This is a genomic window from Chitinimonas naiadis (assembly GCF_054780835.1).
The window spans coordinates 177,533-202,897 of sequence record NZ_BAAGVO010000002.1; the positions used below are offsets into that span (position 1 = coordinate 177,533).

A 25,365-nucleotide genomic window follows, 5' to 3' on the forward strand; every position below is an offset into this window, starting at 1 on the left:
AAACCGCTGTCAGCGGCGCTACCTTGACGTTGACGAGCCTGAGCGCCTAGATACGAGCTCGGGCCTCTTGGGGCAAGCAGAAAGCCTGTGGATTCTTAAGCTGGCGGGGATTTGTATTGTTTGTGTTAGGCGGGGTGATTCAGCGGTGCGGGGGAGGAGGTGCCATACGGCAGTAATCGGTCATATTCCTGCTGTACGACGGAATAGCACTCACACACGCGCAACTCGAGATTGGGTCGGTCCAATATACTGAGTCGCCCACGGGTTTTTCTGATGGCGCCGTCTCTTTGAAGCTCGCCCACCGCTTCGCTAATGCTTTCACGACGCACGCCGAGCAAGTTGGCGATCATTTCCTGTGTAATCACAACTTCGACGTCTTGCAAGCGGTCCATGCTCATGAGCAGCCAGCGGCACAGCCTTTGCTCAATGGAGTGGTGCTGATTGCACACCGCAGTTTGCGACGTTTGTGAGATCAATGCCTGCGTATAAAGTAGGGCTAAGTGCTGGAGCTTTCCTCCAAGCGAAAATTCTTCTTTCATGATTTTGCGACTGAGACGGTAGGCAGCGCCTGCACACTGCACTTCGGTACTGCTGGGCATGCTTTCTCCGCCCATGAAAATGGATACACCGACCAGACCCTCGTTCCCAACCAGCGCGACCTCGCTGGATGAGCCGTCTTCCAGTACATAGATCAGCGAGACGATGCCGGAGACCGGAAAGTGGAGGTAATTCACATGATCGCCCGACTCAGACATGGTCCATCCCAAAGGCATGTCGACGAGTTGCAAATCAGGTAGCAAACGTTCGAGGTCTTTTTTGGGAAGTGCAGCAAGTATGAAGTTCTGCCTCGGGTCGGGAGGTTGATCTTTTTTTTCGTTTGGCATTTGTTAGATCACCGATTACCTGGATTTGAAGTGATAAGTAGGGCTAGGCCGTTTCGGCACGGTTGACGGCCTGTCATTCCTCTCCGCCCGTCAAATGGATGACGCCGCGTCATCGTGATGACCGCAACATTGTCTCGGCCCGGGCCAGTGGCGAACTTGTCTCTGGCGGCCTTGCGCTCTGACCTCACTGTTGAACGATCGAAATTAGTTAGCGAATTTCCAATCTCGGGGGCGGTCCGTATGTTGGTCAATACACGCTTATGGACGTTATAAGTGCATCAACAGGGGCTGCTTTTCAACATTGTCCGCGGCAGTCATCGATACTGGTTGGATTATTCCGAATCTCTCCATGAGGTTCCGTACGCTAGCGCACAGATCCGGCAAATTTGCACCTGCTCCGCCATCCCGGGGGAATGCTCACGACCACAAAGGAAGTGGCACAGTGGGTCATGGCCTTGTCGAGCGGTCGGCTGTTCAGCAAGTCCGGCTTGGAGAGTATGTGGGTCTCGAAAAGCTCAATAGCGGTGCAGGCGGCACCAGGGCTGCCGGTGGGCCAGTGCTGCAATAGATCCCCACATGGCAGCTGGCCGTCACGGACGGCGCTCGCGCGGCGTTCATTCTCTGTCCGGATGATGGTCTGGCCATCATTGTGCTGACCAATCTTGTGGAAGCAAACCTGCAAGGCTTCATTCCACGGATCGCCGAATTTTACAAACCGGCGCGACGGTACGCGCCGCGCCGAGGCGCAGTGATTCCAGTTTTGCCAAGCTGGGCACAAAAGCTTCGCACCTTATCGGTAATGCAGCGTAGGGTGGGCTGAAAGTCTGCATCGGGCTGTGACCGTACGGCGTCGATAGTCCATACACGAATGCGGAAGGACGCAGTATCGCGGTTGAGATTGACACTCGGCACCAGCGATCCCCCTTGCGCAGCAGTTCAATTAAGTCCGAGGGGGAATATATTAGATGGTCACGCTCCGGTAGGCATTGGCCTGAGCGGTTGTTCTATCTGCAGGGAAAACGACTGAGTTCGAACTCGTACTGCGAAAGGTGGCATTTGTTTTAATGCTTCGCGTCTCGTTGGCTTGTCGGCGTGACGATCCCGAATCTTTGAATGGCCGCTCTCGATAGGCATTCGCCGAGGGGTTAACTAGTTCTTCTATAATCCCGGGGAGTCAGTTTGTTTATGCCGTGGTAGTTGCCGTGATCTACCCACCGTAGTTATGGGAGCAATATCGTATGGGAACCCACTTTGCTACGCCGTTTCACGCTGTTGGCTGCAACGATTGCAGGAAACTAGACGGGCTAGGCTTCGAATTTACCATGGCGTTTCAGCCTATCCTGGATATCGAGACGGGCTTGCCCTACGCCTATGAAGCACTCGTTCGGGGGACGGGCGGGGAGGGAGCGGGATACATACTGTCCCAGGTGACCGATGCTAATCGCTATCAATTCGATCAAGCGTGCCGCGTCAAGGCGATTGAACTGGCGACTACGCTAGGGCTACATCACCTCCCGGATTGCAAGCTCAGCATCAATTTTCTTCCTAATGCCGTCTATCGACCGGAAACGTGCATACGGGCAACGCTTGAGGCGAGTCAGCGCTTTGGCTTCCCCGCTGACAGGTTGATGTTCGAGGTAACAGAGGGGGAGCGCATCAGCGATGCGCAGCATCTCAAGAATATCTTCGCCGAGTACAGGCGCCAGGGGTTTACGACGGCGATTGATGATTTCGGCTCAGGGTATTCAGGGCTCAACCTGCTTGCCACCTTCCAGCCCCAGGTCCTTAAACTGGATATGGAGTTGACCCGTAGTATTGATGCGGACGGTATCAGGCAGGCGATTGTGGCGGGCGTTCTGCTCGTCGCGCAACGCTTGGGCATTACGATTATTGCCGAGGGCATCGAAACCCAGGCCGAGTGCGACATGCTCAGAAGCATGGGTGTTCGCTATTTTCAGGGATACTTGTTCGCGAGGCCGGCAGTGGCTGTCTTACCGTTGATGCCCTCGCCGCAGGGCGAGATCTGAACGCGTCGACAGTAAACACGGCCAGTTTCAGATTTCGATCTTGTCCATGGTCTATAGCACAAGGCTTGAAGTGCCTCGCGAGGTGGGATAATCATAGCTGGTCAATACGGGCGAGGTAATAGGCCGCTTGTTCCCGGACAGTGGCTTGATCGTCCTTGGCGAGCCGGTTCCAGCCACTCAAGGGGATACCCATTCTCGGATTATGCTGGAATCGTTCCTGGTGCCGTGCCAGGAAGTCCCAATAAAGTGCGTTGAAAGGGCAGGCATTGGTGCCCACTCGCTGCTTGGGTTGATACTGGCAACCTGCACAGTAGTCGGACTGCCGCTGGATGTAGTTCGCACCCGCGGCATAGGGTTTGCTGCCCACGATCCCACCATCGGCATATTGGCTCATCCCACGAGTATTGGGCATCTCGACCCACTCGAATGCATCGATGTAGATGCCCAGGTACCAGGCATCCACCTCGTCTGGCGAGCAGCCTGCCAGCAAGGCGAAATTCCCCGTGATCATCAATCGCTGAATATGATGGGCGTAGGCAGTTTGTAGTGATTGGCCGATAGTCGCGCGCAGGCAGGCCATGTTGGTGTTGCCGGTCCAGAACCACTCGGGCAGGGGGCGCTCTGCGGCTAGGGCATTCAGGCCGGCATAGCCTGGCATCTTGGCCCAGTAGACGCCCCGCACATACTCCCGCCAACCCAGAATCTGCCGGACAAATCCCTCCACACTGGCCAGCGGTGCTGTGCTGGCATGATAAGCGGCTACTGCCGCGTCAATCACCTCGCGGGGGTGCAGCATCTTGGTATTCAGTGCAAAGCTCAAGCCCGAGTGAAAAAGCGTACCGGAAGCGCTGCTCATGGCATCCTGGTACCGACCGAAGTGCGGTAGTCCCCATGCGATGAAATGGGCTAGCCCCGCTCTGGCTTCACGGCGCGTCAGCGGCCATGTCAACGCCGCCGCATTGGGGTGACCAAGGGTGGCAACGCCTGCCGCCTGCAACTCCGCCCATAGTTCACGCAGATCATGCGCTACCCAGGGCCATTCCGCTGCTGGTGGGTCGCCTGTCCAGCGAGCGCGGTTCTCGCTATCGAAATTCCAGCGGCCACCCAGGGGCTGGCGTCGTTCATCTACCAAGATGCCATGTCGCTTCCGCATCTCCCGGTAAAAATACTCCATGCGCGGCACTGTGGGGGAGAAACTCTCTGCCAGCGTGGCTCGGTCTGCGAGAAAGTGGGCGGAGTCCACTACCTCACAAGGTAGGCCCAGCGTCGCTTGTGTGGCATTGAGATTGGCTTCAACCCGCCATTCATCTGCCTGCTGCCGTGCCCACGTACTTACACCAAACTGTGAAATCAGCCCCGCCATATTGGCGGAGAAGTCCTGACGATTTTCAGGATCGCTAATCCGGATGTAATGCACCCTATGCCCGGCTTTACCCAGTGCCTCGGCGAACCTGCGCATGGCCGCAAAAAGTGCGAGTACCTTTTGCGCGTGGTGGCGGACATAGTCTGTCTCGCTACGTACTTCCATCATCACGTAGACCACATCATCGCGCAGTTCACGAAACCAGGGGTGGGATGCGTTAAGTTGGTCACCCAGTATCAGTCTCAGGATGGTCATGTAGGCGTGCCTTTTTCTTGGCGAGCGCGTCGACAGCGATCCGAGCAATAGCGCACCTGATCCCAGTCTCGCGCCCATTTCTTGCGCCAGGCAAAAGGCCTGCCACAGACGGCGCACAGCTTTTCCGGCAGGTTGAGTTTATGGTGGGTCATCGTAATGAGTCTCTACGGGCCTTTTGCACGCCGGCGTCTGCGAAACTGATTTACTCGCAAAAATCAGGAAGCACGCTTTGGCATGCGCGGGTCAGCCTGAGTCGATTCATGGTGTCTGAGATATTTAATTTTTCTTTAAGTTAAAGTCAGGTTTAAATTATAAGCCAGACAGGTTCGCATGCAGCCGATCGAGATTCTGCTCATTGGCAGGCTCAACAATGTGCCGGATAGCCGCTACAACCTTGGGGTCCTCAAATGCTTGAATCCACAGGATACGGGTACCCTCATCGTCAGGTAGGAGCGATACGGACAGCGTGAAATGCGGTGCGGAAAGATGCTGTATGACGAACTTGCTACCGGGCTCAAGCTCGCGGAACACGCTTTCGTTCCAGTAGTTGGCCCCGTCTGGTCCGTGCATCGTAAATTGCCAGTTCCCACCCACCTTGAAGTCAAAGACGTCAAAGGTGTTCGTGAAGCCATTCGGTCCCCACCATGTCGCCAGCCGGTCTGGATCAGCAAAGGCGGCATAGATGGCATCCGGCGGGTAGGGAAGGATGCGTTCGGTCTGCAGGATGTTGGGGTTAGGGGTATGGTCGTTCATGCATAATCTCCGGCTGAAAGCGCGTGGCTCCCCGCATTTACCGGTTTCGCCATGATTGGGCGATGATCCGGTGATATTCACCAGTTTGGCGATTTCATTCAAACCCCTGAAGCTTGAACAAGGGAGTGTGCGCCATCATGCCCTTGAGCGTGGCGATTGAGAATCCTTTGCCACGCTGCAGCTTGCTCGGGCAAAGGCGGTGACTGAACATGTGCCGCTGATGTCTTATAGCCAAGATATCGTCACATCTGCCCTAGGCGGGTACATGCCGTCCTCCTTCATGAACCGACGCGTACTCACGCGCTGCATGGCGATATTGCTGCTCTGTGCGGCAGATGGCGTAGCGGTCGCTGGGAGCAACCAAACTGTCCGTTTCGTGACTGACGCGGAAAAGCGCGGTGGTTTCCTGGTCGAGATCACGCGGGCTGCGCTGGAGCGCGTGGGCTATGCGGTCGATGTCCAGTACATGTCCTGGAATGACGCATTGACTGCGGTGATGGATGGAAAGCGTGAAGCCTTGCTTGGGGCGCAGTATCGTCCCGAAAGAGCCAAGAGTATGCAGTACACCGAGCGGATTGGCGGTTCTGCACTGGTGTTCTTCAAGCTCAAGCGTACCAAGATCAAGTACGAGGGTTTAACGGACCTGCGGCCCTATACGATAGGTACCATCGTGGGCGGCGTGTATCCGGCCGAGTTTGAAAGTGCGAATTACCTCAAGAAGCAGCCAATTGCCGACTACGACATGAATATCCGCAAGTTGCGGGCCGGTAGCATCGATTTGATGCTGGAGAAACGAGGCGTGGTGCTCAATACGGTGGTTGTGTCCTATCCGCAGGATTTGCTGCAGCTCGAAATGCTGTCACCGCCTTTATCGGAAGTGGATTATTTCAACGCCTTTTCCCGCAAATATTCGGATGCCAAGCAAAAGGTAGAGGATTTTAATCGGGGCCTGAAACTGATCACAAAGGAGGGCATTGTGGGCGCCATACTCAAGCGCCGTCCGCCTGAATAGCAACTGCCTGCGATGGTATTTTGATGTTTTCAAGTACTTTGAAATGGAAATGGCAATAAAAAAGCCCCGTATCAACGGGGCTCTTTCATCAAACCGGTAATTTAAAATTACGCAGCCTGGATGTTCGTGGCTTGCGGGCCCTTGGGGCCAACGCCTGCAACGTAAGTGACCTTTTGGCCTTCCGCGAGCGACTTGAAGCCTTCCGAGCGGATTTCGGAGAAATGGGCGAACAAATCCTTGCTGCCATCTTCCGGAGTAATAAAACCAAAGCCCTTGGCGTCATTGAACCACTTTACGGTACCGTTTTCCATTTTTCATACCTTTTTGCAAATTGGGGCAATTGCCCGGATTGCATGAAATTCAAGGAATCGAGAACGGAACGAGCACGAAAGAATGTTGACTAGACGCACTGGGTAACTAACTATTTTCTACTTGAAGATCTTGCCGGACAAGTTATACGCAGGGTGTTTTTTCAAGTCAACACATAAATTCATTTAAATCATTTGGCATTTTCTTTATTTCGGCCAAAAGGCCTTTTATAGGCGGGTGTCAGGGCCATCAAGGCTGTCATTTTCCACCGCAGGATCAGGCGCCCACCCGGCGGACAGGCGCTGATACCTCCCGCTGGTGGGATATCCCGACAGGCAGGGCTGAGGTTGGCGGTACACAGTGTGATTATTTACACCGGGCGTCGAATCTGCCCGGAACCGGCCTGCACAAGCCATTGCCGTTGCGGCAGCTGGAGATGAGCCGCCCTGCGGCCTCCGGTCAAGGCTTAATGCAGCCTATAGTGTCTGGACGATCATGCGCTGAGGTATAGGTAATGGGTTCGCAGCATCGTCCCCAGGTACTGGGAGATCACCAGCTTGAGCGCTGTGTCCGCGCTGGTGAGGAGAGTGTCGTCGACGCACAGGACGCGATGGAAGCGCATGTCTTCCGGGTTGCTGCCCTTGTGCTGGTCAGTTCCTTACCGGTGCAATCCACCCGCTTGCTGGCGGCAAGCATGCGCTATTTCGGCCAGCATCCGGAGGCCAAGCTTGATGCGCCGGAAGCATTGGCAACGGTCGAGCAGATTGATCTGGTACAACTGCGCTTCAAACTGGAAAAAGCCTTCTCGCGCCATACCCCCCCGGTTTACGCAGACACCAGGGCGCTCACGCGCCATTGAGTTGCGGCGCTACCATGGACTTGTGCGCTTCACACCTACCGTACGGTGGTGTCCCGCCGGTGCCGGACCCAAGCGATCCTGGCGCCGTGCCACCGGCTGATCCGTTCAAGGATCTGCCACCGGTTCCCGTACCGCCTCGCAAGTGAGCGGTAAGGCTTGTCCGACGCGCAATGTGATGCGGTTCTGCTGATCGGGGGAAATCAACCAGCCAATTGGTTGGAGAATTGTCCTACCGCACTGACCACGCGTTTGGCGCCGTCCTGGATCTCGATGATGACCTCTCCTGCTTCCCCTGCGAGATTCAAACCGTGCTCGGCTTGTTGCCTGCCGGAGTCGATCACGGCGACCGCCTGCTCGGCCAATTTCTGATTCTGATGTACGACCCCGATGATTTCCTGTGTAGCCGCAGTGGTGCGCGATGCCAGTTGCCGGACCTCGTCGGCGACGACGGCAAAACCGCGCCCTTGTTCACCCGCGCGGGCAGCCTCAATGGCGGCATTGAGGGCGAGCAGATTCGTCTGATCGGCAATGCCGCTGATGCTGGCAATAATGGAGCCGATCACCTGCGATTGCTTGTCCAAGGCCTCGATACGCTCGGCCGCTTCCTGCATATGCTTGGCTAGTTCACGCATGACGGTCACAGTCTGCTTCACGACACCGGCGCCGCGCTGGGCGCTGTTATCAGTCTGTTGCGAGGTACTGAAGGCGATATCCGCGGCATCCGCTATGGCTAGCTCGCGATTGACCTGATCGGTGATCACCGTGGCGAACTTGACTACTTTATACAGCTGGCCCTGCGCGTCGATGATGGGATTGTAGGAGGCTTCCAGCCAGACTAAGTTGCCGTGGGCGTCGACACGCTTGAATCGATCCGCCACGAATTCGCCGCGCCTGAGCTTGTCCCAGAACTGCTTGTATTGCGGTGAGTTGTATTCGTCGGGTTCGCAAAAGAGCCGGTGGTGCTTGCCCTTGATACGGTCGAGCGTATAGCCCATGGATCGCAGGAAGCGATCATTGGCGGCCAGTACTTCACCCTCCAGGTTGAATTCGATGACTGCCGTAGAGCGCTGCAGCGCCTTGATCAGGTTTTCATGCTCGCATGAGGATTCGATGGTACGGGTCAGATCGTTGGCAAACATTGAAAAGCGTTGCAGGCGGCCGTTCCCGCTACGGATGGGCTGCAATATGGAACGCAGCCAGGCTTCCTTGCCGTTACCTCGTAGCAATCGTAGCGCGCCACTCAGATGTTCTCCCTTGGAGACGGCCTGCTGTAGCCGGTTGTAGAAATCAGTTCCCCGCAGATTGCTGGGTACCAACTCAACAATGTTACGCCCCACCAGCTCGTCACTGCGGTAGTGCATCTCTTTCTGGAACATCGCATTGACGGTTTCGATCTTGCCCTGCGGGTCCAGATAAACGCAGAGCATTTCATCGTTGAGGCTGCTCCTGACTTGTTCGACCGAAGAGATTTCTTCACGCAGAAGGGCCAACTCCTGCTTCAAGCGCTGGTTAAACATGAAATCTCCTCCGCATGGGTGATTTGTCCGGTCTATCCATGGCCGTTACCCCGGCGGGCAAACCGTTGTTCTTTGTTCTACCAGGTCGCTAGCACAGCACTTGTGTGCCGCACCGGTGAACATCTGAATGTATAGGACAGGTCCCCTTGGTTTTGCTGGTCAATCTGATAAATCAAGGTGTGTTGGACGGTGCTTATGGACAGCCGGAACACCCTCTCCGCCGATCAGGGCGACCCGATGCCTCTGGCGGTGGATTGATACGACCTCAGCTATGCCCGGGGGACGGCATTCGCAACGGGTGCCGTCAGCCTGGCAAGGCTTCGCGGATTTCCTCCAGGGTAAAGCCGGCCGCCGCAGCGGCACGCCGGACTTCGGCCAGGGCCTCGCGCTTGCGGCGCAGTCGCTCCACCTTGCTGGATAGCGCGTTACCACTCGCCAGCTTGGCGGCGATCAGACTCTTGCCTTCCAGGGGCAGGGTGGGTGCGCTGGGAGAGGGTAGTGATGCCCCACCGAACAGGGCTTCCAGGGCGATACGAGCCTCGGCGGCGGTAGTGGGGTCGTAATGGCTTGTTCTGCTGGTCATGGCTTGTTGATCACCTGTTATTCCGGTTACGGGGGCAGATAAGGAAAGTGACTATGCGGCAGGAAATAGGTTCATCCCGGCCGACCTTGGCGTGGTAGCGAAGGCCAACGCGCTTTGTGCGGGGGGGTACGGCATTCGGGTACAGCAAGAAAAATTCCTGCCTTCTCCTGACGGCGTGCACTGTTGGGAGGGAACGGGGTTTGCAGGCACGGGGGTGTCGATCCTGTCGTCCTGGAGCGACATGCTTAACCCACCCAAACAGGAGGTTCATCATGCCGGCCAAATCTCAAGCCCAGCAAAAGGCTGCGGGTGCAGCGCTCTCTGCCAAGCGAGGGAAGACCAAGGTGAGGGAGCTGAAGGGAGCATCGAAGGAGATGTATGAGTCCATGACGGAAAAGGAGCTCGACGAGCTGGCCTCGACCAAGCGTAAAGGCAAGCCAGAACACGTCACCAAGCATTAGCCCATTGCGTTACTTCAGCGCATCGCGAGCCTGGGCTGCCGGAGTCGTCTGCCCGGACGCGCGCATCAGCATCATGCTGTCGACTTGGGGCGGCCTCTCCTCCGGCCTTGGCGATGTAAATCCTGCATGGCGGGGCGTGGTTTTTCTTAATGCAGGAATGCCGGGCAGTCATCGGCTTGGCACGGGACTTGCGAGTCATGACTTGAGTCCGTTTCAGCTCGTTATCGACAGGCGGAGGGAGGAACAGATGCAGCCCTTGTACGGCTTTTTCCTGCTCGCCTTGATCATTGCTGCTGTCGTGCTAGCGCTGGATGCGCCTGCCGGTCAGGCTGGGCCGACCTTTGCCGATCTGACCACGCCCAGTGTGTCGGCAGATGTCGCCGCGAGCCGACAGTCGCCAAGGACTGACCATTTGGCGGCCAAGAGAACTGCCGCACCATGATGGACTCAAACCATCAAACACCTGCGCAGAGGAAGCGGATGACGAGCGCGGGGGCATATAGGAGGATGGATCATGCAATTGACGCTGCATAAACCGGCCCGACCGCTTAACGGGCTTCCGGATGAACCGCCGACGACGGCTACCTGCCTGGGTGTCCTCGTCGGGGTTGTTGCCGGCTTCGGTCTGGGTATCTCTGCCTTTGCCGTTCTGGAGGCCACATTGGGGCCGTTGGGCACGGTGCTGGTGCTGGGCAGCGGGCTGATACTCGGTGGGTTGACGGGGTGGTTGCTGGAGCGCGCCAGCTTGTTTCACCCGTCCGATGAGGATGCCTACTGGCGAGCCTCTCACCACCAGCAACCCTATAGCCATCTGGGGGGCTACGAGCGCTTTGCCCGCGCTTACCGGATAGGCCATCTGGGTCGTCTGCTCTGGCCAGAGCAGAGCTTTGTCCAGGCAGAGGATCGTTTGCGTATCGAATATGAACGTGTCCGGGAGGGCGATCATCCCTTGCCCTGGCAGGAAGGCCGGCAAGCCGCACTGGCGGCTTGGGAGCGAGCCCGGCGTTGGCAATATTGATCCAGGTCGTCTGAGTTTATGCGTCGCTCATCGGTTGATGCCGATCAGCCCGCCCGCCAATCACAAGGGGAGGTTTTGCCTCCCCTTGTTTTCGAGTACTGGTTTTCGTACTCCAGCCAGATGACTATCGCGGCGGCTCGGATGCCGGGGCTGTCGCCATATTCCGTTCCAGCAGCATGTCCCCCGAGACGTGCTGCAGGCCCAGTCCTTCAGACAGGGCTTGCCACTCCTGATGGTCGAGTTCGATGACGGGCCGGCTCATGTCGAATTCCTTGCCGTGTTCGGTGTAGCTGACCAGGAAGCAATCGTCGGCGAAGAATTTCAGTTCAACGATGGAAATGCGATAGCCAGGCTGCCCCTGGGTTGCTTCAAAAATCTGTCCTTCTTGCGGAATCAGCATGCAGTCCTCCTGTGGGCCCGGCTTGGTGAGATGGGGGAGCGACTTGAACGGTGCGTGTGGCTCAGGCAACCGGTGGTCGTCCGATAGATAGGCCGGGATGGCGAGCCGGCGTGTCGTCGGGAGGCGACGTGCCTGTTGTTGGCCATGGCCTTGAGCAAAGAAGGGTATTGGCCAACTGAAGTGGCAAACGTGGCTACTCGCTCAGCACAGTCTCGCGGGCATCGCCATCGTGGGAATGGCTCGGGCGGGATCGATCATGTCGATACCATCCGACTCGATATAGAACAGCAAGCGCGCCGCCTGCTCCGGGCTGAATACTGCACGGTGTTCCTTGTCGTCATTGCGGCCCTGTATGCAGAGGGAGAGCTGATGGTCTACGCCAATGCGCGTGACGATGTCTTCCACGGCAACGACATCGGTAGCATCGTCATTGATCGGCATGGGATAGGCGGGGTAAGCCGAGCCGGCAGCGATGGCATGTGCGATGGCTTCGATCGGGTGGAACAGGCAGTGGGTATAGAGGTGCTGCTCATACCTGCGCAGCACGTGCCGCAGGAACGCAAGCTGGCCCTGGTTCCAACTGGTTACCAGGGCACCACGGCCCAACTGGAGCCGAAGTAGCAGTGCCTGCGAGGAGTGCTCATAGCTAGGTAGCGCAAGAAAATTCAGTACGCTGTTCAACATGGTTCGGATCCTCCGGTGCAGCTCGGTCTTGTGCGGAGCATCGACCCCGCTTGGTATGCCTGTCCGGATACGGGCTGCGGCCATAGCGCTCAGCAAGGGGCGGGCCAGCGAGGGCTGGCCCTTTGTTTATGCGGATGTCCGGCTGAAGGGGGCTGGCGGTTTGCACTTTTTACCCGTCGCCAGGATAAAGACTACGAATGTTCGCGCTGCAGGGCGGCGGGGTCGTGCCGGGGTTGAGGCATGCGTCTCGGAGCGTGCCCTTGCATGTGCAAGGTATGTTGCAGCAAGGTGTGCCAATCAAGCTCCATGCCGCCGAGCTTGTTGAGAATGCCGCGTTCCTCAATGGCAATGTGCTGGCCGACATAATCGCCCAGCACCCGCACGGTGGCGACCCAGCGAGGGTCGTCGATCGGTATGCGGCGCAATTCTTCGACGAGGCGGTTGAAATACTGGTGCTCTAGGGCAAGGACGTTGATCTGCTGTTCATCGAGCACCAACTCGCGAGCCGCAGGGTAGAGCAAGGCGGTTTCGATACGCCCCAGCACGGTCAATTCATCGCAGACCTGTTTGACCAGTGATTCACACTTTGCAGGTGCGGCCTCGCGATCCAGTGCCCTCAGTTCGGCAAAGGAGCGCAAGAGTCGGTCGTTACCATTCTTGATGAGGGAAAGGAACGCAGCGCGGCTCTGCTGCTGGTTCGATCGTCGGTCGGATTTTCCGGGTCTGGGCATGGCGATGCTCCCGCTAAGACGCATACTGCCCAGCAGCAAACCGCGTGCCGCAGCTGGCATCATCGCTTGGATTGGAGAGGAAGCCTGCTAGCATGATCTGGCGTAGTTCCGACCTGCGGGTGCTGGCAAATCGCCGCTTAGCCAAGAGAAATGATCTTGAACGACGAAACGAATGAATCATCCGGGCTCCTGGCCTCGGGCCCGGCCGGGGTAGCGTGGTCTGCCATTGCAGCTGGGGTTGCCTTTGGCCAGGGTATCCAGTTGTTCTTGTCCCTGTGCGGCCTGGTGGTCGGCCTGTCCAGCGGTATGGGCAGCACGGCCGATACGCTGCCGGCCATGCCGCGGCTGCTGATCGTATGGCAGGGCTTTTGCCTGCTGCTGACGGTCTTCTGCGGGGGCTTTATCGCGGCCAGCCTGGCCCAGCTGCGGCGCAAGCAGCAGGGTTTGATCTATGGACTGTTGACCTGGGCGGTCAGCCTGACCTTGATGGCGTGCCTCACGAGCACCGCTACGAGTTTTCTGCTGGGGGGGATTTTCAACAACGTTCCCTTGCTGGCGACACGGGGCGCCCTGGTCGATACCCCGATCAAGGGTGCCTTGCTGGGCAACCGGTTGGAGGCATTGTTGCGGTTATCCAGCGAGGGAGCCGCCATCTCCAACCTCAATACCCACAAGATCCATGAGTGGCAGATATTGATCGAGGCGGGTGAGCGGGAGCAGGCGGTGGCCTATATGGTGCGCATGATCGGCTTCCCTGAATACCGCTCGGCCAGCCTGGTGGATCAGGCCCTGATACTGGCAGGTACGCCCGAGCGTGCTTCTTCCCAGGCCAGGGAGGAGGCGAAGCATACCTCGGAGGTCTTGAACGAAATCAGCGCGGCGATGCTGCTGTCAATCGCCGGCAGCTGTGTCATGGCAGGGGTAGGCGGCATGCTGGGCACCCATGCCGGCCGGCGTTACGCCTATGGCTTGGCCAAGACCTTGCCGAGACGGCATTCGGGCGTCAGCTGAAGGAGCGGAACACCAGACGCTGCCGGGGTAGCCAGATATCGAGCACGGTACCGCCTTCGTTGCGGGCACTGACCTCGAAGCTGCCCAGCAGGATGATGGCACGCTGATTCATGCGTGCCATCCCGTGCGAGGCGGTATTGCTCAGGGCGGCGTCGGTGAACCCGATGCCGTTGTCTTCGATGCGCAGCTGCCAACCGTCGCCGGTGTCCTTCAGCGTGAGCCAGAGATGGTCCGCCTTGGCATATTTGAGGATATTGCTGAGCGCCTGCTGACTGATGCGGAAGAAGGCGATGCTGACTTCTTCCGGAATGTCCGGCAGGGCTTCGGGCAGGGTCAGGATGGCGGTAATGTGCTGCGACTGGCATACCTGCTCGACGTAGGACTGCAGGGCACTGACGAGGTCCTTGCGATCCAGGGCGGAGGGGTGCAGTTCTTCGATCATCTGTTGCTTGATGACCAGCGAGCGATCCAGCTGCTGGATGATCTGGCGCAAGGACTCGGCCCGTTGTGTGCTGTCCTGCTCTGGCTGGGTCAGCAGTTTGTTGCTCAGCATGCGGGCGTTGATGACGAGTTCGCCCAGTGAACTGCGGATTTCCTTGGCGATGCGGCCTTTTTCGCGTTCTTGCTCCAGTTGCAGGCTGCTGGCCAGCTCCGACAGCAAGAGGGTGCGTTGCGCGACCTCCTGCTCGAGAATCGCCTGGCGCGTCGCACTGCTCTGTTCCGCCTCGACGTCGCGTTGGCGTTCGTGACGCGCCCGGATGAACAACAGCAGTAGCAGCGTGACATTGACCGCCGAGATGATCCAGATGCCGATGCGATTCGACGTAACGCTCGATTGCCAGCTCCAGACCCGCTCCCGGTAGTGATCCGCCTCATTGGCGAGCGTGGCTTCGATTTCCCGCTTGATGGTCTGACCCATGTCAAAGGACAGGTTGACCCCATCGACGGTCACGGCAGCCTGGCGACCCTCCTTGTCGAACGTCGCTTGGGTATCGTTCAGGATCGCAATCTCGCGGGTGATCAGGCCGCGCAGAGTCTGCAATCGGGCGCGTTGCTGATTGCTGTCTCGCCAGATTTCCTCCAGCCGCTTCATGATCTGATCCATGCGATTGGCCGCCATGAAGCGCGCCCGCAGATATTCGGTCCGCCGTGTGATGTAGTAGCCGCGTATGCCAGCCTGCGATTCGGATACCGCACCATAGAGTTCGCGCAGCAGGCCTTTCGCCTCGACCGATTCGATGAACTCCTGGTTGACCTGGGCAAGCCGCTTGTGGGCCTGCTCGGAAATCAGCAAGAGGCTGATCGCCACGCACAGGCCCAGGCAAAAGAAGACCGACGTCGTTATTCCACGCCGCGGAGCTGGCATGCGTTTTCCTCGTTCCCGGGTGGCATCCCACCTTTGTTCTTGTCATGGCTGGGCCAGCTTTGCTGGCCGCTAAATGTGACCCAACAGCAGCAGTACGACAAGTATCACGACGATCAGGCCCAGGCCGCTGCTCGGGCCGTAGCCCCATTCGCGGCTATGTGGCCAGGCCGGCACGGCACCGATCAGTAACAGGATCAGGACTATCAGCAGTATGAGGCTCATGGGAATCTTCCGGTAAGGACGGGGGTGTCCTCAAACTCCATGGCAATTCATATTCCCGTGTGACAGCAGCCGGGCCGGCCGGCCATTCACCCTGCCGGCCTCCTACCTTGCTGCCGCGAAGTAGCCACCATACAGGCCTTTGCTTTTGAGCGTGCTCAGGCCGCGGTTGAACGCAGCCAGCAAGCGAACATTGCGCTGGCTCTTCCGGTTCAGTAGCAAGTGATAGCTCACGACGTTATAGGCCTTGGCGTGGTAGGTGATGCGGGCTTGTTCCGCTGCGGTGAAGTGCTTTTGCAGGATGGCGTAACCGGCGTTGATCTCGGAGGGGAAGATGTCGATCCGCCCGGCCAGCAGTTTCCGGAAGTTCTCGATCTCGGTATCGGCACGCTGGACTACGATGCCCGGCCGGTTTTCGAATTCGTACTCATAACCCAGCGCGCCACCGATGCGCTGGCTGGCAAGGTCGTCAAAGCTCACCCAGTTGAAGGCATAGCTCTTGAGATGGAAGAAAACTGACTTGCCCTCGAACACGGTGTCACTGAAATAGAAGCGCTGGGCACGTGCCTCACCGTAGGTCCAGACCAGGGTGCCATCGTACTGCCCGCTGGCGGCTTCGAGATAAGCCCGACGCCAGGGGCGGAAGACATACCGGACCTCAATGCCTTCCTGCGCGAAGGCATCGCGGACGATGCGCGAGGCGATGCCGTTGCCGGCGGCGCGCTCGGAGAGATAGGGGGGCCATTCGCCATTGGTGAGGGTGACGACGTCCGCCGCGACTGCAGCCAGGGGCAGCAGGGCAAAGGCCGAAAGGCATGCGAGGATACGATGCATTGCCTCTCCCCGGGCATGCTCCATGTTCCCTTAAACATAGCACCGGGTGGAGAAGGCGTAGGGGCGATGCGTCTAGATGGTTACCTCACGAACCTGCTGGCGCAGGCTGGGGAAAACGATGGGGCCTGATCGTCGGGGACGTACAGGATGGCAGTGGTGATGCGGATCAATGGCAACTGGCGGAAATTGCGCTGGAGGCCGGCATGCACCAGCACACCCTGCAACGGCACTTCAAGAGTCGTTTCGGTCAGAACGTGGGTGACTAACTGCGCCAGCGCAAGCTGCTTGCGGCGCGATATGCCATCGAACAACAAGCCTGCAGCGTGACGGATGGTCGCCCTGCAGGCGGGTTACCACAACCCCGCCAACTTTGTGACGGCCTTCACGTGGCATTTCGATGTTTCTCCGTGATCGTTGCGTGGCCGTTGAGGGCACCCTTTCGCGGTATCGCATGGCAAAAACTGAGCGCCGAATCATCGTAACCAGCTGATTTCGGGCAAAAGTGTCCAGGTAACCGACTGATATATAACCATTTTATAAAATGATACTGAACTTCCGCTAGAATCCGGCGCTCAAAGCTCACCGGAACTCACTGGAAGATCATGTCTGCGCCTGTTTTACCCGTCTCTCCCGACCTCCTGATGCTGGGTCTCGGAGTCATCCTGATCGTGGCTGCCGGTGGTTATGCCGCCTTCAGGCTATGGCGCCACAGCAAGGCCCTGGCCGTTGTCTGTGCGGGCGCTGGCTGCATTGCCATCGCCTGGATGACCGGCTACCGGAACTGGCTTGAAGGTATCGTGCAGGTCATGGCGGTGCTTGCGGCGCTCGGTATGGCGCATGATGGCTGGAAGCTGAAGCAGGCAGAGGAACAGCGCGAGCGCAAGCAATACCGTGGGCGCATGTGGTAGCGCCGCGTTGACGCAGGGGATGTGGAGTCCCCCGCCGCGACACAGAAAGGGCCGCAGACAACAGTCTGTGGCCTTTTTACCATCTGCCGTCATCCTCGTCCGTCAGCGGTCTGCGCAATGCAATAATGCTGATTCTCGTTCACATACCTTATCCATATCCCATGCAGCAGGAATCCTATTACGACTTGTTGGGCTTGCGCCCGGATGCAACGACCAAGCAGATCGAGGCTGCTTGCCAGCAAATGCTGAGGCTCTATCAATCTTCAGGTGCCAACCCCCATCGTCTTGCAGAGCTGAAGGACGCCCATGCTGTCCTGACTGATCCGAGCAGGCGTGCTTCGTACAATGGCTCACTCAAGCCCAGCAAGACCGGCGCTGCCGCCAACGGGCGTGGTGCAGCACCGGCTGAGTCAGGCAAGGCGCTGCGTTGGCTGGCGCTGCTGGCCATACTGGCCTTGCCGCTGGTGGTGACGGCCTGGTGGATCAACCGTCCTGCTCGACCGCCCAAAACCCAAGCCATTGCAGTAGAAGAAGTGAGCGCCCCTGTCAGTGCCCAGGCGACCGAGTTCGTGTACCAGAAAACCCTGGAGCGTGACCGGTTGATGGCCCGGCTGGCGGTGATCAACCAGTACTTTGCCGAGTTTGCGCGAGGTAGAAAGAAGGTGGAGGAAGGCGAGGGCTACAGCTTCCTGGAGTCTGACAAGCGGGAAGCCGAGCTGCTCAAGCCCGAGCGTGAGTGGATACTGGCTCGACTGGATGCCATCGCGCATACGGAAATGGAACAGGCGCGGCGGGGCATCAAGATGCCCGAACAGTTCTATGCAGCCCCACAATCCTGACGGACGCCGACATATCCTCTGTATGGTTGCGACACCGATCAATCTCCTTACCCCATCTCCATGCAAAAAAAATCTCATTACAGCCTGCTCGATTTGCGCCTGGATGCTACGGTCAGCCAGATTGATGCGGCCTATAAACAGATGTTGCGCCTCTATCAGTCTTCGGGTGGACAGCAAGACAGCCTGGTTGCGCTGCAGGAAGCCCATGCGGTCCTGACCGACCCTGTACGTCGCAGCGCTTACGATGCGGAACTGCGCCAGCACGGCGGAACGAAGGCGGTGGCCGGCCCTGCCGCAGAGCCGGGCAAGGCCCTACGCTGGGTGGGGCTGCTGGCTGCGCTCATCTTGCCGATTGGCGGTATTGCCTGGTGGGTCAACCGACCTTCGCCCGTCCGTCTACCGGTGACCGCGCCGGGTTCCACCTCGGGGGAGCAGGCGTCGGCAAGTGCATCTGCGGAAAAGGGAGTGAATTATGGGAATGCGCAGACCAAGTATTCCGAACGGACCGAGCACTATAACCGCCAGATGGCTGTGAGTTACGAGCTGGGCAGCCGCGCTGTGAGGGCTCGGGATGGACACCCGCTGGAAGGCCAGGAAGCTGAGAATGAGGCGCGTGAGATCGAGCTGTTGAGACGAGAGCATGACTGGCTGGATGCACGGATCAGGGAGATCGACGATGTCGAGTTGCCTCAGGCTGCCAAAGGCAATCTCTTGCCGAAGCAGGTCTATCATGGTGAGCGCGTAAAGTAAGCCCGCGGCAGGTAGGGTGCCACCCCGTGACAAGCGGGGCTCAGGCCGGCACCATGCCTTGCCACGCACCCATGGCGCACGCCACGACGGTCAGCATCGCCTCGCGCGAAGCGCCGTCGCTGGCCTGTACCGACAGGCCTTGCAGTACCGTCGTATAGAAGGCCGTCAGCGCCTCGATATCGGCCTGTTGCGGGACGTCGCCATCGGCCTGGCCTTGCAGCAGTCGCTGGCGCAGGCGGTCGGCTGAATTCCGTCGACATTCGCGCAGGTAGGCCTGTACGCCGTGGCTATCTGTCGTGGTACTTCTGATATCCAGATCAATCAGGCAACCCCGCGGCTTACCCGGTGTGGAATAACAGATGGCGGCACTGCGCAGCATGGTCTCGATGGCACCCCGTGCGGTCGCCTGTTGCAGGGCGTCGAGCCAGAGCGGGCTCTCCTCCGCCTGATAGCGGGCCACTGCCTCGCGGAACAGCGCCTCCTTGGAGCCAAAGGCGGCATAGATGCTGGGCGCGCACAGTCCGCCCATGGCTTCCTTGAGCTGGTTCATGCTGGCGCCTTCGTAGCCGTACTCCCAGAACACCTTCATGGCCTTGCGCAGCGCATCGTCGCGGTCAAAGCTCGTTGGGCGGCCTCGCTTGTTCATCTGCCATCCATTTCTGTAACGATTGGTATATTTTCCTTGACGATGCCCCGGGAATGCAAGATCGTTATAAATATAACGACTGTTATAGATATATTCCGTCTACGCAGAGGTGCCCGTCTTGATCCCCTTTTCCGTCCTCGATCTATCCCCCGTGGTGCAGGGTGCCACACCGGCTGATGCGCTACGCAATACGCTGGATCTGGCCCAGCACGCCGAGCGCTGGGGCTATCACCGCTACTGGCTGGCGGAGCACCACAATATGACCGGCATCGCCAGCGCGGCGACGGCGGTGGTGATCGCCCACGTGGCGGCAGGCACGCAGCGCATACGGGTGGGCTCGGGCGGCATCATGCTGCCCAACCACTCCCCACTGGTGATCGCCGAGCAGTTCGGCACGCTGGAATCACTCCATCCGGGACGGATCGATCTCGGGCTGGGGCGTGCGCCGGGTACCGACATGGGGACGGCCCGTGCCTTACGGCGCGACATGATGGCAAGCGGGGATACCTTCCCGCAGGATGTGCAGGAACTGCAGGCGCTGCTGGGGCCGGTGCGACCCGGCCAGGCCATACAGGCGGTACCGGGCGGTGGCCTGAATGTACCGATCTGGTTGCTGGGCTCCAGCCTGTTCAGTGCCCAGCTTGCGGCAGCCATGGGCTTGCCGTTCGCGTTTGCCTCCCACTTCGCGCCTGACTATCTGATGCAGGCGCTGCAGCTATACCGTGACCAGTTCCGTCCCTCGAAGCAACTGGCGGAGCCATACGCCATGGTCGGCCTGAGCGTCGTGGCGGCCGATACGGACGAGGAAGCGCGCTTCCTGTTCACCTCGCTGCAGCAGCAGTTCACCAACCTACGGCGTGGTACGCCCGGCAAGATACAAGCACCGATCAAGAGCATGGCGGACTACTGGCAGCCGGGTGAGAACCTTGGCGTGGACCGGGCATTGGCCCTCGCCGCCGTGGGCTCGCGGGCAACGGTTCGCCAGCAATTGCAGGATGTGATGGCACGGACTGGTGCCGATGAACTGATCCTGACGGCCAATATCTATGACCATGCCGCGCGTTTGCGTACCTTCGAGATCGTGGCCGATATCCATGCGGAGCTGGCGGCGGTGCGCTGAGGGACTGTACGGCCTCTTGCGCCCACATGAAAAAGACCTGGCTTATGGCCAGGTCTTCATTGCCGGGTCGTGATCCCGCCATGGCGGGATCACGCTGGTCACGGGGTGCGCGATCAGTAGTCCAGGCTGTAAGTGAGGGCGTAGGTACGCCCCCGGCCCTGGAAGTCCACCGTGGCCGGTGCCACCAGGCTGCCGTAGAAGACCTTGGCGCGTTGGCCCCAGATGGTTGCGTACTGGCGGTCGAACAGATTCTGCACGCCGAAATTTACGGTACCGCGGGACAGCGTATAGCTGCCCAGCAGATCCGCCGTGGTGTAGCCATCCAGGCGGGCATTGCTCGGGTCGCTCAGGCCAAAACTCTTGACCGCCTGCAGGCGCATACCGATCGGGCCGCTGTTCCAGCTGCCGTAGGCGGTCAGCTTGTTGGGACTGGAGGTGGTGACGGCCTGCTTCTGCCAGTCACCGTTCTTCTTTTCCTGCGAACGGATTACCAGGAAATTGCCGCCCAGTTTCCACTGCTTGTCTAAGCGATAGCTCAGCTCGCCTTCAAGGCCGTAGTTGCGGGTGTCCTGATCGATCACGTTGATAGCCAGCGTGGAGGACAGGAACTGGATGTTCTTGTCGGACCAGGCGTAGAAGGCTGCGACCTGGCCGCTGAAGCCACCGAGCTTGCTGCGCCAGCCGGTTTCTAGCTGATGGGTCTTGATGCCTGCCAGCGGTGAGCCGGCGATGCTGACGCCGTTGACCAGGTTCCAGGTGCCAGCCTTGCCGCCGACCAGGGTGTAACGGCCTTGGCCGTAGTACTTGGCCGGATCGGGCAGGTCAAAGCCTTCCGAGTAGTTGAGCCAACCCTGGCTGTTGCCGTCGAGGCGGAAGATCACCCCGGCGTTGGGCAGGGTGACCGAGTAGTCGTTCTCGCCTCCGGCGATGGCGGCGGCCGACTTGCCCACGCCGCTGGCGATCAGGACCTGCTGCTGCGAGGCGACGAAGTCCGCCACTGACACGTCCATCTTCTGATGGCGCAGGCCGGCGCTCAGGCTCCATTGCTCGGCCAGCTTCCAATCGGCCTGGGCAAACAGGGAGCGACCATCCACTTCAAAACCGGGGTAGCGACCGATCTCGCCCATGCGAACCAGCTTCATGCCACCGCTGGCAAAGCCTTGCGCGGCATTGAACAGCACCTGGTTGGCTTCGAACTTCTCATGGTCCAGGTCCAGGCCGTAGCTCAGCTTGACGTCGCCAAAGCGCTTGAACAGCACCGCCTTCAGCGCCTGGGCCTCGGTATTCTGGCGAGAAGTGCTGTAGTAAGGCACTGTACCGACGCCGGCGACGTTATAGGTGCCGGGGAACGGGTAGAAGTCCAGCTTCTCGCTGCGGGCCGAGCCTTGTATATAGAGATCCTGGCCGCCGAGCACCTGGGGCAGGTGGTAGTCGAACATCGCCATGGCGCGCTTGGTGGTCGGCGTGATATCCGACTCAAAACCATCCCGCACTTCCAGCAATTGTGGCTTGCCACCCAGGGCGCCGGCGAGGTTGGGGCCGAGATATAGGGCCTTGCTGCCATCGTAGCCCGAGTCATAGTACTGCGCGGTGAGCTTGAGGCTCTGGCCGGCCGGTAGCTTGAAATCCAGGCTGCCCAGTACGTCGACCGAGCGGTTGTATTGCAGGTCGGTCTGGGTAATGTCCGGCGTGACTCGCTTGCCGGCGGCATCGAAGGCGGCGCCGTTCTTCTGGTAGGCCACGCCCAACCGGCCGGCGATCATGTCGTTACCAGCGCTGATGGACTGGGCGATGCGCCAGTCATGATCTTCGCTGGTTTCGAAGCCGCTGCGCAGGCTTAACTCTGTATTGAACTTCAGGCCGGCCTCACCACGCTTGGTCACGATATTGACCACGCCACCGGTTGCGCCGCCACCGTAGACCGAACTCGCGCCGGACAGGACTTCGATACGCTCGATGTTGTAGGGGTCGATGGCGTCGAACTGGCGACTCACGCCGCGTGAGCTGTTCAGCGAGACGCCGTCGATCATCACCAGCACATTGCGACCACGCAGATTCTGGCCGTAGTTGGTCCGACCCTGTGGGCCGATATCCAGGCTAGGTACCAGTTGACCCAGCAGTTCCTTGAGCGGCACGCCACCCTTGACCTGGGCGGCAATCTCATCGCCACTGACGATCCAGGCGCTGCGCGGCAGATCGCTGATTTTGATGGGGGTGCGGGCGCCAGTTACGACGATGGGGTCGGCGCTGGTCTGCTCGGCCAGCGCAGGCAGGCCGGCCAGGATCAGGGGGATGGCGATCGCCAGTGGGCGGAAACGGGGGGCGTGTTGCATTAGCGGGTTCTCCCAAGTGTATGACCGGTTTGCCACCACGCCACGCGCCCACGGCAACCCGGCAAGGGCGCACGGAAGGCAGGGTGTAGCAACGTGATCGGGTTCTGATTTGAAGTACGGCTGGCGCGGCAGAGGCACGGCGCAGACACAAGGGCGACATTCTAGAGTTGTAAATATTGTTTGCAAATAAGAATCGTTATTATTTTTGTTCATAAATTAGGCGAATCAACTGATCGAGATAGTTGCATAAGGAGGTGAGGGGGCGAGGTAACTGGTACCTGGGGCAACTTGCTGCGGTGCTAGTGGGCGCTAGTTCTGTGAACCCACGAGCGCAGCGAGACTCCCTTGCGGCGGCGAGGCTGCCAGAGTTCTTGGCGCTTTAGCGCCTAGAACCTGTGCGTGCAGAGCTCGGGGGGAGTAGGAATAGATCAGGATGCCGGGAGGTCGAGTAACGCCAATGGTTAGCCCACGGCTGAGCGGCAGTTGTTGCTGGCGTCCCGCCAGCTTACAACGCCGGCCTCCTCCTTGCGGGACTGTCGGGCGCCTGTGCTAACGGTAATGCGGAGGAGAAATCTGCCAGGACGCCCCGGCTACCCGCCGGTGAGCGACATGAAGCGAACGATCTTCTCGGGTCGTTCGACAAAGGTATGGCGCTCGGGTTTGAGTTCGATGGCGTCGCGGAGAGCGGCGATCAGGGTAGCGTCGTCGACGCCGTCACGCAGCAGGGGGCGCAGTTCCAGTTTTTCATCCTGACCCAGGCACAGGTAGAGCGTGCCGTCGACCGACATGCGCACCCGGTTGCAGGTGGCGCAGAAATGCTGGCTGATGGGGGTGATGAAGCCAATCTGGCCGCGACCATCCGGCGTGCTCCAGTAGCGGGCCGGGCCACCATCCATCTCGATGGCTCGAGGCACCAGGCCAAAGCGGTCGGCCAGTTGTTCGCGCACCGGCCCAAGATCCAGATACTCGGTATTGCGGCCGGTATCACCCATGGGCATGGCTTCGATCAGCCGCAGGGTATAGCCGCGCTCCAGACAGAATTCGGCCATCGGTACGATATCGGCCTCATTCACGCCGCGCATCGCCACCATATTGATCTTGATACGTTCGAAGCCGGCCTCATCGGCAGCTTTGAGCCCCGCCAGCACGCTGGGCAGGCTATCGCGGCCACTGACCTTGGCCACGCGTTCGCGGGAAAGGCTGTCGAGGCTGATATTGAGCCTGTGTACGCCGGCCGCGCGCAAGTCGGCCGCATGGCGCGCCAGCTGGGTGGCATTGGTCGAGAGGGACAGGTCATCCAGTCCAGGCAAGGCGGACAGACGTGCCGCCAGGTCCGGCAGCTTGTGCCGGAGCAATGGCTCGCCACCGGTCAAGCGGACCCGGCTGACCCCAAGTTGCGCGAACAGGCCGACCACGCGTTCGATCTCGTCGAAGGTCAGCCAGTGCGCAGGCTCCTCAAAGTCCTTGAACCCTTTGGGGATGCAATAGCTGCAGCGCAGGTCGCATCGGTCCGTCACCGAAAGGCGCAGGTAGGTGATGCGGCGCTGGAAGCGATCTATCAGCGGGTTGAGTGGGGTAATCATGATCCGCCAGGGTGCCTAGGTCGGGCTACAAGGGCAAGTGTGCCGTATCCGTTCAGTATAGTCAGTTGGTGGAACCCACAGCGCCGCCATCCGGCGGCCGGGCCATCGACAGTCCCAACCACATGGTACTCCGACCGGCAAGGCTTGGCAGCGTTCACGCGGCCTGCATCTGCTGCGCCGGGAGGCTGGCCGCCTCGCCGATGGCCTTGCCCACCAGAATAATGGCCGGGCTTGCCATACCGGCTTGTCTGGCCTTAGTCGGCAAAGTCCCCAGATTGCTTACAAGCCGCTGCTCCTGCGGGGTACTCGCCCACTGCACCACGGCGGCTGGCGTATGGGCCGGCAGGCTGCGCAATAGGCCTTCGCAGATCTGGCCAATACGGCCCATGCCCATGTAGATCACCAGCGTAGTCCCGGTGGCGGCCAGCGCCTGCCAGTCGGGCTCGCTGCCGTCCTGGGCGTGTGCAGTCACGAAGGTTACCCCCTGGCAATGATCGCGGTGCGTCAGCGATATCCCCAGACTGCCAGCTGCGGCAAGGCCTGAGCTGATGCCGTTGATGATCTCGACCGCCACGCCGGCGTCCTGCAGAAAGCGGATCTCCTCGCCAGCCCTACCGAACAGCAGTACTTCGCCCCCTTTGACCCGCACGACACGGCGACCCTGCAGGGCATAACGGCGCATGAGCCGCTGGATGAAATCCTGCGGGGTGGATTTGCAACCACCGCGTTTGCCGACCCGGATCACCCGGGCCAGGGGCGCGAGACTGCAGATGTGGGCATTGGCCAGCTCATCGAGCAGCAGTATCTCGGCCTGTGCGAGGGCGCGGGCGGCTTTCAGGGTCAGGAGCTCCAGGTCGCCCGGGCCGGCGCCGAGCAGGATTACCTTGCCTTTGGTCATGG

The 25,365-nt window shown here is 59.5% G+C and carries 29 protein-coding genes and 1 pseudogene; 11 read left to right on the forward strand and 19 right to left on the reverse strand.

The features are described 5' to 3' along the window. Nucleotides 1-125 precede the first annotated feature (125 nt). Entirely contained in the window at nucleotides 126-884 is a 759-nt protein-coding gene (locus ACYVHK_RS03135) for a Crp/Fnr family transcriptional regulator (protein ID WP_460527495.1), read from the reverse strand. 1,238 nt (nucleotides 885-2,122) lie between these two features. Here ACYVHK_RS03135 and ACYVHK_RS03140 point away from each other — a divergent pair. Next, nucleotides 2,123-2,911, forward strand: a complete 789-nt coding sequence (locus tag ACYVHK_RS03140) for an EAL domain-containing protein (RefSeq protein ID WP_460527497.1) — start codon at nucleotides 2,123-2,125, stop codon at nucleotides 2,909-2,911. A gap of 91 nt (nucleotides 2,912-3,002) precedes the next feature. Here the strand turns inward: ACYVHK_RS03140 and ACYVHK_RS03145 are convergent, their stop codons facing one another. From ACYVHK_RS03145 to ACYVHK_RS03155, 3 genes are all read right to left on the reverse strand, one after another. After that, nucleotides 3,003-4,529, reverse strand: a complete 1,527-nt coding sequence (locus tag ACYVHK_RS03145) for a cryptochrome/photolyase family protein (RefSeq protein ID WP_460527499.1) — start codon at nucleotides 4,527-4,529, stop codon at nucleotides 3,003-3,005. Beyond that, entirely contained in the window at nucleotides 4,526-4,681 is a 156-nt protein-coding gene (locus ACYVHK_RS03150; RefSeq protein WP_460527501.1) for a DUF2256 domain-containing protein, read from the reverse strand. The genes ACYVHK_RS03145 and ACYVHK_RS03150 overlap by 4 nt, the downstream gene beginning before the upstream one ends. Nucleotides 4,682-4,838: 157 nt before the next feature. Next, complete coding sequence (locus ACYVHK_RS03155; RefSeq protein WP_460527503.1) at nucleotides 4,839-5,282, reverse strand: SRPBCC family protein; 444 nt, start codon at nucleotides 5,280-5,282, stop codon at nucleotides 4,839-4,841. A 265-nt stretch (nucleotides 5,283-5,547) separates the two neighbouring features. On the opposite strand from ACYVHK_RS03155, the gene ACYVHK_RS03160 reads away from it, so the two are divergent. Then, nucleotides 5,548-6,294: a substrate-binding periplasmic protein gene (locus tag ACYVHK_RS03160; RefSeq protein ID WP_460527505.1), complete on the forward strand. Its 747-nt coding sequence runs from the start codon at nucleotides 5,548-5,550 to the stop codon at nucleotides 6,292-6,294. Nucleotides 6,295-6,401: 107 nt separating this feature from the next. Here ACYVHK_RS03160 and ACYVHK_RS03165 read toward each other — a convergent pair whose 3' ends face one another. Next, the gene (locus tag ACYVHK_RS03165; protein ID WP_460527507.1) at nucleotides 6,402-6,605 is read right to left on the reverse strand and encodes a cold-shock protein; all 204 of its coding nucleotides are present in this window, start codon (nucleotides 6,603-6,605) and stop codon (nucleotides 6,402-6,404) included. A gap of 512 nt (nucleotides 6,606-7,117) precedes the next feature. Between ACYVHK_RS03165 and ACYVHK_RS03170 the strand changes: the two genes are divergently transcribed. Next, entirely contained in the window at nucleotides 7,118-7,462 is a 345-nt protein-coding gene (locus tag ACYVHK_RS03170) for a hypothetical protein (RefSeq protein WP_460527509.1), read from the forward strand. A 200-nt stretch (nucleotides 7,463-7,662) separates the two neighbouring features. Here ACYVHK_RS03170 and ACYVHK_RS03175 read toward each other — a convergent pair whose 3' ends face one another. The 3 genes and pseudogenes from ACYVHK_RS03175 to ACYVHK_RS03185 form a co-directional block, all read right to left on the reverse strand. Further along, nucleotides 7,663-8,223: a methyl-accepting chemotaxis protein gene (locus tag ACYVHK_RS03175; RefSeq protein WP_460528347.1), complete on the reverse strand. Its 561-nt coding sequence runs from the start codon at nucleotides 8,221-8,223 to the stop codon at nucleotides 7,663-7,665. After that, nucleotides 8,209-8,979 (reverse strand): annotated as a pseudogene (locus tag ACYVHK_RS03180) (PAS domain-containing protein); the annotation flags it as partial. The pseudogene ACYVHK_RS03180 and the gene ACYVHK_RS03175, both read right to left, overlap by 15 nt. Nucleotides 8,980-9,283: 304 nt before the next feature. Then, nucleotides 9,284-9,562: a hypothetical protein gene (locus ACYVHK_RS03185; RefSeq protein ID WP_460527511.1), complete on the reverse strand. Its 279-nt coding sequence runs from the start codon at nucleotides 9,560-9,562 to the stop codon at nucleotides 9,284-9,286. A gap of 272 nt (nucleotides 9,563-9,834) precedes the next feature. Here ACYVHK_RS03185 and ACYVHK_RS03190 point away from each other — a divergent pair, with 272 nt between their 5' ends. The 3 genes from ACYVHK_RS03190 (at nucleotide 9,835) to ACYVHK_RS03200 (ending at nucleotide 11,041) form a co-directional block, all read left to right on the forward strand. Beyond that, a complete protein-coding gene (locus ACYVHK_RS03190) occupies nucleotides 9,835-10,023 on the forward strand; it encodes a DUF3008 family protein (protein WP_460527513.1) in 189 nt (62 codons plus the stop codon). Nucleotides 10,024-10,096: 73 nt separating this feature from the next. Further along, nucleotides 10,097-10,465 (forward strand): hypothetical protein, encoded by a 369-nt coding sequence (locus ACYVHK_RS03195; protein WP_460527515.1) that lies wholly within the window; start codon nucleotides 10,097-10,099, stop codon nucleotides 10,463-10,465. 72 nt (nucleotides 10,466-10,537) lie between these two features. Then, nucleotides 10,538-11,041 (forward strand): hypothetical protein, encoded by a 504-nt coding sequence (locus ACYVHK_RS03200; RefSeq protein ID WP_460527517.1) that lies wholly within the window; start codon nucleotides 10,538-10,540, stop codon nucleotides 11,039-11,041. Between the two features lie 124 nt (nucleotides 11,042-11,165). Here the strand turns inward: ACYVHK_RS03200 and ACYVHK_RS03205 are convergent, their stop codons facing one another. From ACYVHK_RS03205 to ACYVHK_RS03215, 3 genes are all read right to left on the reverse strand, one after another. After that, nucleotides 11,166-11,441 (reverse strand): hypothetical protein, encoded by a 276-nt coding sequence (locus ACYVHK_RS03205; protein ID WP_460527519.1) that lies wholly within the window; start codon nucleotides 11,439-11,441, stop codon nucleotides 11,166-11,168. A 201-nt stretch (nucleotides 11,442-11,642) separates the two neighbouring features. Then, nucleotides 11,643-12,125 (reverse strand): hypothetical protein, encoded by a 483-nt coding sequence (locus tag ACYVHK_RS03210; RefSeq protein ID WP_460527521.1) that lies wholly within the window; start codon nucleotides 12,123-12,125, stop codon nucleotides 11,643-11,645. A 191-nt stretch (nucleotides 12,126-12,316) separates the two neighbouring features. After that, nucleotides 12,317-12,856 carry a hemerythrin domain-containing protein gene (locus tag ACYVHK_RS03215; RefSeq protein ID WP_460527523.1) on the reverse strand — a complete coding sequence of 180 codons (540 nt, stop codon included), beginning with the start codon at nucleotides 12,854-12,856 and terminating at the stop codon, nucleotides 12,317-12,319. A gap of 156 nt (nucleotides 12,857-13,012) precedes the next feature. On the opposite strand from ACYVHK_RS03215, the gene ACYVHK_RS03220 reads away from it, so the two are divergent. Continuing rightward, the gene (locus ACYVHK_RS03220; protein ID WP_460527525.1) at nucleotides 13,013-13,867 is read left to right on the forward strand and encodes a hypothetical protein; all 855 of its coding nucleotides are present in this window, start codon (nucleotides 13,013-13,015) and stop codon (nucleotides 13,865-13,867) included. Here ACYVHK_RS03220 and ACYVHK_RS03225 read toward each other — a convergent pair. From ACYVHK_RS03225 to ACYVHK_RS03240, 4 genes are all read right to left on the reverse strand, one after another. Beyond that, nucleotides 13,860-15,233 carry a sensor histidine kinase gene (locus ACYVHK_RS03225; protein WP_460527528.1) on the reverse strand — a complete coding sequence of 458 codons (1,374 nt, stop codon included), beginning with the start codon at nucleotides 15,231-15,233 and terminating at the stop codon, nucleotides 13,860-13,862. The two genes, ACYVHK_RS03220 and ACYVHK_RS03225, sit on opposite strands and share 8 nt — an antisense overlap. A gap of 69 nt (nucleotides 15,234-15,302) precedes the next feature. Next, nucleotides 15,303-15,455, reverse strand: a complete 153-nt coding sequence (locus ACYVHK_RS03230; RefSeq protein ID WP_460527530.1) for a DUF3309 family protein — start codon at nucleotides 15,453-15,455, stop codon at nucleotides 15,303-15,305. Between the two features lie 102 nt (nucleotides 15,456-15,557). After that, nucleotides 15,558-16,286 carry a substrate-binding periplasmic protein gene (locus ACYVHK_RS03235; RefSeq protein WP_460527532.1) on the reverse strand — a complete coding sequence of 243 codons (729 nt, stop codon included), beginning with the start codon at nucleotides 16,284-16,286 and terminating at the stop codon, nucleotides 15,558-15,560. Between the two features lie 80 nt (nucleotides 16,287-16,366). After that, entirely contained in the window at nucleotides 16,367-16,597 is a 231-nt protein-coding gene (locus ACYVHK_RS03240; RefSeq protein ID WP_460527534.1) for a hypothetical protein, read from the reverse strand. A 291-nt stretch (nucleotides 16,598-16,888) separates the two neighbouring features. Between ACYVHK_RS03240 and ACYVHK_RS03245 the strand changes: the two genes are divergently transcribed. From ACYVHK_RS03245 to ACYVHK_RS03255, 3 genes are all read left to right on the forward strand, one after another. Beyond that, entirely contained in the window at nucleotides 16,889-17,194 is a 306-nt protein-coding gene (locus tag ACYVHK_RS03245; RefSeq protein ID WP_460527536.1) for a hypothetical protein, read from the forward strand. A 161-nt stretch (nucleotides 17,195-17,355) separates the two neighbouring features. Beyond that, entirely contained in the window at nucleotides 17,356-18,033 is a 678-nt protein-coding gene (locus ACYVHK_RS03250) for a DnaJ domain-containing protein (protein WP_460527538.1), read from the forward strand. Nucleotides 18,034-18,093: 60 nt separating this feature from the next. Continuing rightward, a complete protein-coding gene (locus tag ACYVHK_RS03255) occupies nucleotides 18,094-18,783 on the forward strand; it encodes a J domain-containing protein (protein ID WP_460527540.1) in 690 nt (229 codons plus the stop codon). A gap of 40 nt (nucleotides 18,784-18,823) precedes the next feature. On the opposite strand, the gene ACYVHK_RS03260 is transcribed toward ACYVHK_RS03255, so the two are convergent. Then, nucleotides 18,824-19,429 carry a TetR/AcrR family transcriptional regulator gene (locus ACYVHK_RS03260; RefSeq protein WP_460527542.1) on the reverse strand — a complete coding sequence of 202 codons (606 nt, stop codon included), beginning with the start codon at nucleotides 19,427-19,429 and terminating at the stop codon, nucleotides 18,824-18,826. 118 nt (nucleotides 19,430-19,547) lie between these two features. Between ACYVHK_RS03260 and ACYVHK_RS03265 the strand changes: the two genes are divergently transcribed. Continuing rightward, the gene (locus ACYVHK_RS03265) at nucleotides 19,548-20,549 is read left to right on the forward strand and encodes an LLM class flavin-dependent oxidoreductase (RefSeq protein ID WP_460527544.1); all 1,002 of its coding nucleotides are present in this window, start codon (nucleotides 19,548-19,550) and stop codon (nucleotides 20,547-20,549) included. A gap of 113 nt (nucleotides 20,550-20,662) precedes the next feature. On the opposite strand, the gene ACYVHK_RS03270 is transcribed toward ACYVHK_RS03265, so the two are convergent. From ACYVHK_RS03270 to cobA, 3 genes are all read right to left on the reverse strand, one after another. Further along, nucleotides 20,663-22,882 (reverse strand): TonB-dependent receptor, encoded by a 2,220-nt coding sequence (locus ACYVHK_RS03270; protein WP_460527546.1) that lies wholly within the window; start codon nucleotides 22,880-22,882, stop codon nucleotides 20,663-20,665. A gap of 590 nt (nucleotides 22,883-23,472) precedes the next feature. Continuing rightward, the gene (moaA, locus tag ACYVHK_RS03275; protein WP_460527548.1) at nucleotides 23,473-24,465 is read right to left on the reverse strand and encodes a GTP 3',8-cyclase MoaA; all 993 of its coding nucleotides are present in this window, start codon (nucleotides 24,463-24,465) and stop codon (nucleotides 23,473-23,475) included. Between the two features lie 154 nt (nucleotides 24,466-24,619). Next, nucleotides 24,620-25,363, reverse strand: coding sequence for a uroporphyrinogen-III C-methyltransferase (gene cobA / locus ACYVHK_RS03280; protein WP_460527550.1), 744 nt, complete (start codon nucleotides 25,361-25,363; stop codon nucleotides 24,620-24,622). Nucleotides 25,364-25,365: the final 2 nt, after the last annotated feature.

What these genes read in the sequence shown, in the direction of transcription:
- ACYVHK_RS03135 (WP_460527495.1), bottom strand. Translation starts at nt 884, where the DNA reads ATGCCAAACGAAAAAAAAGATCAACCTCCCGACCCGAGGCAGAACTTC.
- ACYVHK_RS03140 (WP_460527497.1), top strand. Translation starts at nt 2,123, where the DNA reads ATGGGAACCCACTTTGCTACGCCGTTTCACGCTGTTGGCTGCAACGAT.
- ACYVHK_RS03145 (WP_460527499.1), bottom strand. Translation starts at nt 4,529, where the DNA reads ATGACCATCCTGAGACTGATACTGGGTGACCAACTTAACGCATCCCAC.
- ACYVHK_RS03150 (WP_460527501.1), bottom strand. Translation starts at nt 4,681, where the DNA reads ATGACCCACCATAAACTCAACCTGCCGGAAAAGCTGTGCGCCGTCTGT.
- ACYVHK_RS03155 (WP_460527503.1), bottom strand. Translation starts at nt 5,282, where the DNA reads ATGAACGACCATACCCCTAACCCCAACATCCTGCAGACCGAACGCATC.
- ACYVHK_RS03160 (WP_460527505.1), top strand. Translation starts at nt 5,548, where the DNA reads ATGCCGTCCTCCTTCATGAACCGACGCGTACTCACGCGCTGCATGGCG.
- ACYVHK_RS03165 (WP_460527507.1), bottom strand. Translation starts at nt 6,605, where the DNA reads ATGGAAAACGGTACCGTAAAGTGGTTCAATGACGCCAAGGGCTTTGGT.
- ACYVHK_RS03170 (WP_460527509.1), top strand. Translation starts at nt 7,118, where the DNA reads ATGGGTTCGCAGCATCGTCCCCAGGTACTGGGAGATCACCAGCTTGAG.
- ACYVHK_RS03185 (WP_460527511.1), bottom strand. Translation starts at nt 9,562, where the DNA reads ATGACCAGCAGAACAAGCCATTACGACCCCACTACCGCCGCCGAGGCT.
- ACYVHK_RS03190 (WP_460527513.1), top strand. Translation starts at nt 9,835, where the DNA reads ATGCCGGCCAAATCTCAAGCCCAGCAAAAGGCTGCGGGTGCAGCGCTC.
- ACYVHK_RS03195 (WP_460527515.1), top strand. Translation starts at nt 10,097, where the DNA reads ATGCTGTCGACTTGGGGCGGCCTCTCCTCCGGCCTTGGCGATGTAAAT.
- ACYVHK_RS03200 (WP_460527517.1), top strand. Translation starts at nt 10,538, where the DNA reads ATGCAATTGACGCTGCATAAACCGGCCCGACCGCTTAACGGGCTTCCG.
- ACYVHK_RS03205 (WP_460527519.1), bottom strand. Translation starts at nt 11,441, where the DNA reads ATGCTGATTCCGCAAGAAGGACAGATTTTTGAAGCAACCCAGGGGCAG.
- ACYVHK_RS03210 (WP_460527521.1), bottom strand. Translation starts at nt 12,125, where the DNA reads ATGTTGAACAGCGTACTGAATTTTCTTGCGCTACCTAGCTATGAGCAC.
- ACYVHK_RS03215 (WP_460527523.1), bottom strand. Translation starts at nt 12,856, where the DNA reads ATGCCCAGACCCGGAAAATCCGACCGACGATCGAACCAGCAGCAGAGC.
- ACYVHK_RS03225 (WP_460527528.1), bottom strand. Translation starts at nt 15,233, where the DNA reads ATGCCAGCTCCGCGGCGTGGAATAACGACGTCGGTCTTCTTTTGCCTG.
- ACYVHK_RS03230 (WP_460527530.1), bottom strand. Translation starts at nt 15,455, where the DNA reads ATGAGCCTCATACTGCTGATAGTCCTGATCCTGTTACTGATCGGTGCC.
- ACYVHK_RS03235 (WP_460527532.1), bottom strand. Translation starts at nt 16,286, where the DNA reads ATGCATCGTATCCTCGCATGCCTTTCGGCCTTTGCCCTGCTGCCCCTG.
- ACYVHK_RS03245 (WP_460527536.1), top strand. Translation starts at nt 16,889, where the DNA reads ATGTCTGCGCCTGTTTTACCCGTCTCTCCCGACCTCCTGATGCTGGGT.
- ACYVHK_RS03250 (WP_460527538.1), top strand. Translation starts at nt 17,356, where the DNA reads ATGCAGCAGGAATCCTATTACGACTTGTTGGGCTTGCGCCCGGATGCA.
- ACYVHK_RS03255 (WP_460527540.1), top strand. Translation starts at nt 18,094, where the DNA reads ATGCAAAAAAAATCTCATTACAGCCTGCTCGATTTGCGCCTGGATGCT.
- ACYVHK_RS03260 (WP_460527542.1), bottom strand. Translation starts at nt 19,429, where the DNA reads ATGAACAAGCGAGGCCGCCCAACGAGCTTTGACCGCGACGATGCGCTG.
- ACYVHK_RS03270 (WP_460527546.1), bottom strand. Translation starts at nt 22,882, where the DNA reads ATGCAACACGCCCCCCGTTTCCGCCCACTGGCGATCGCCATCCCCCTG.
- moaA (WP_460527548.1), bottom strand. Translation starts at nt 24,465, where the DNA reads ATGATTACCCCACTCAACCCGCTGATAGATCGCTTCCAGCGCCGCATC.
- cobA (WP_460527550.1), bottom strand. Translation starts at nt 25,363, where the DNA reads ATGACCAAAGGCAAGGTAATCCTGCTCGGCGCCGGCCCGGGCGACCTG.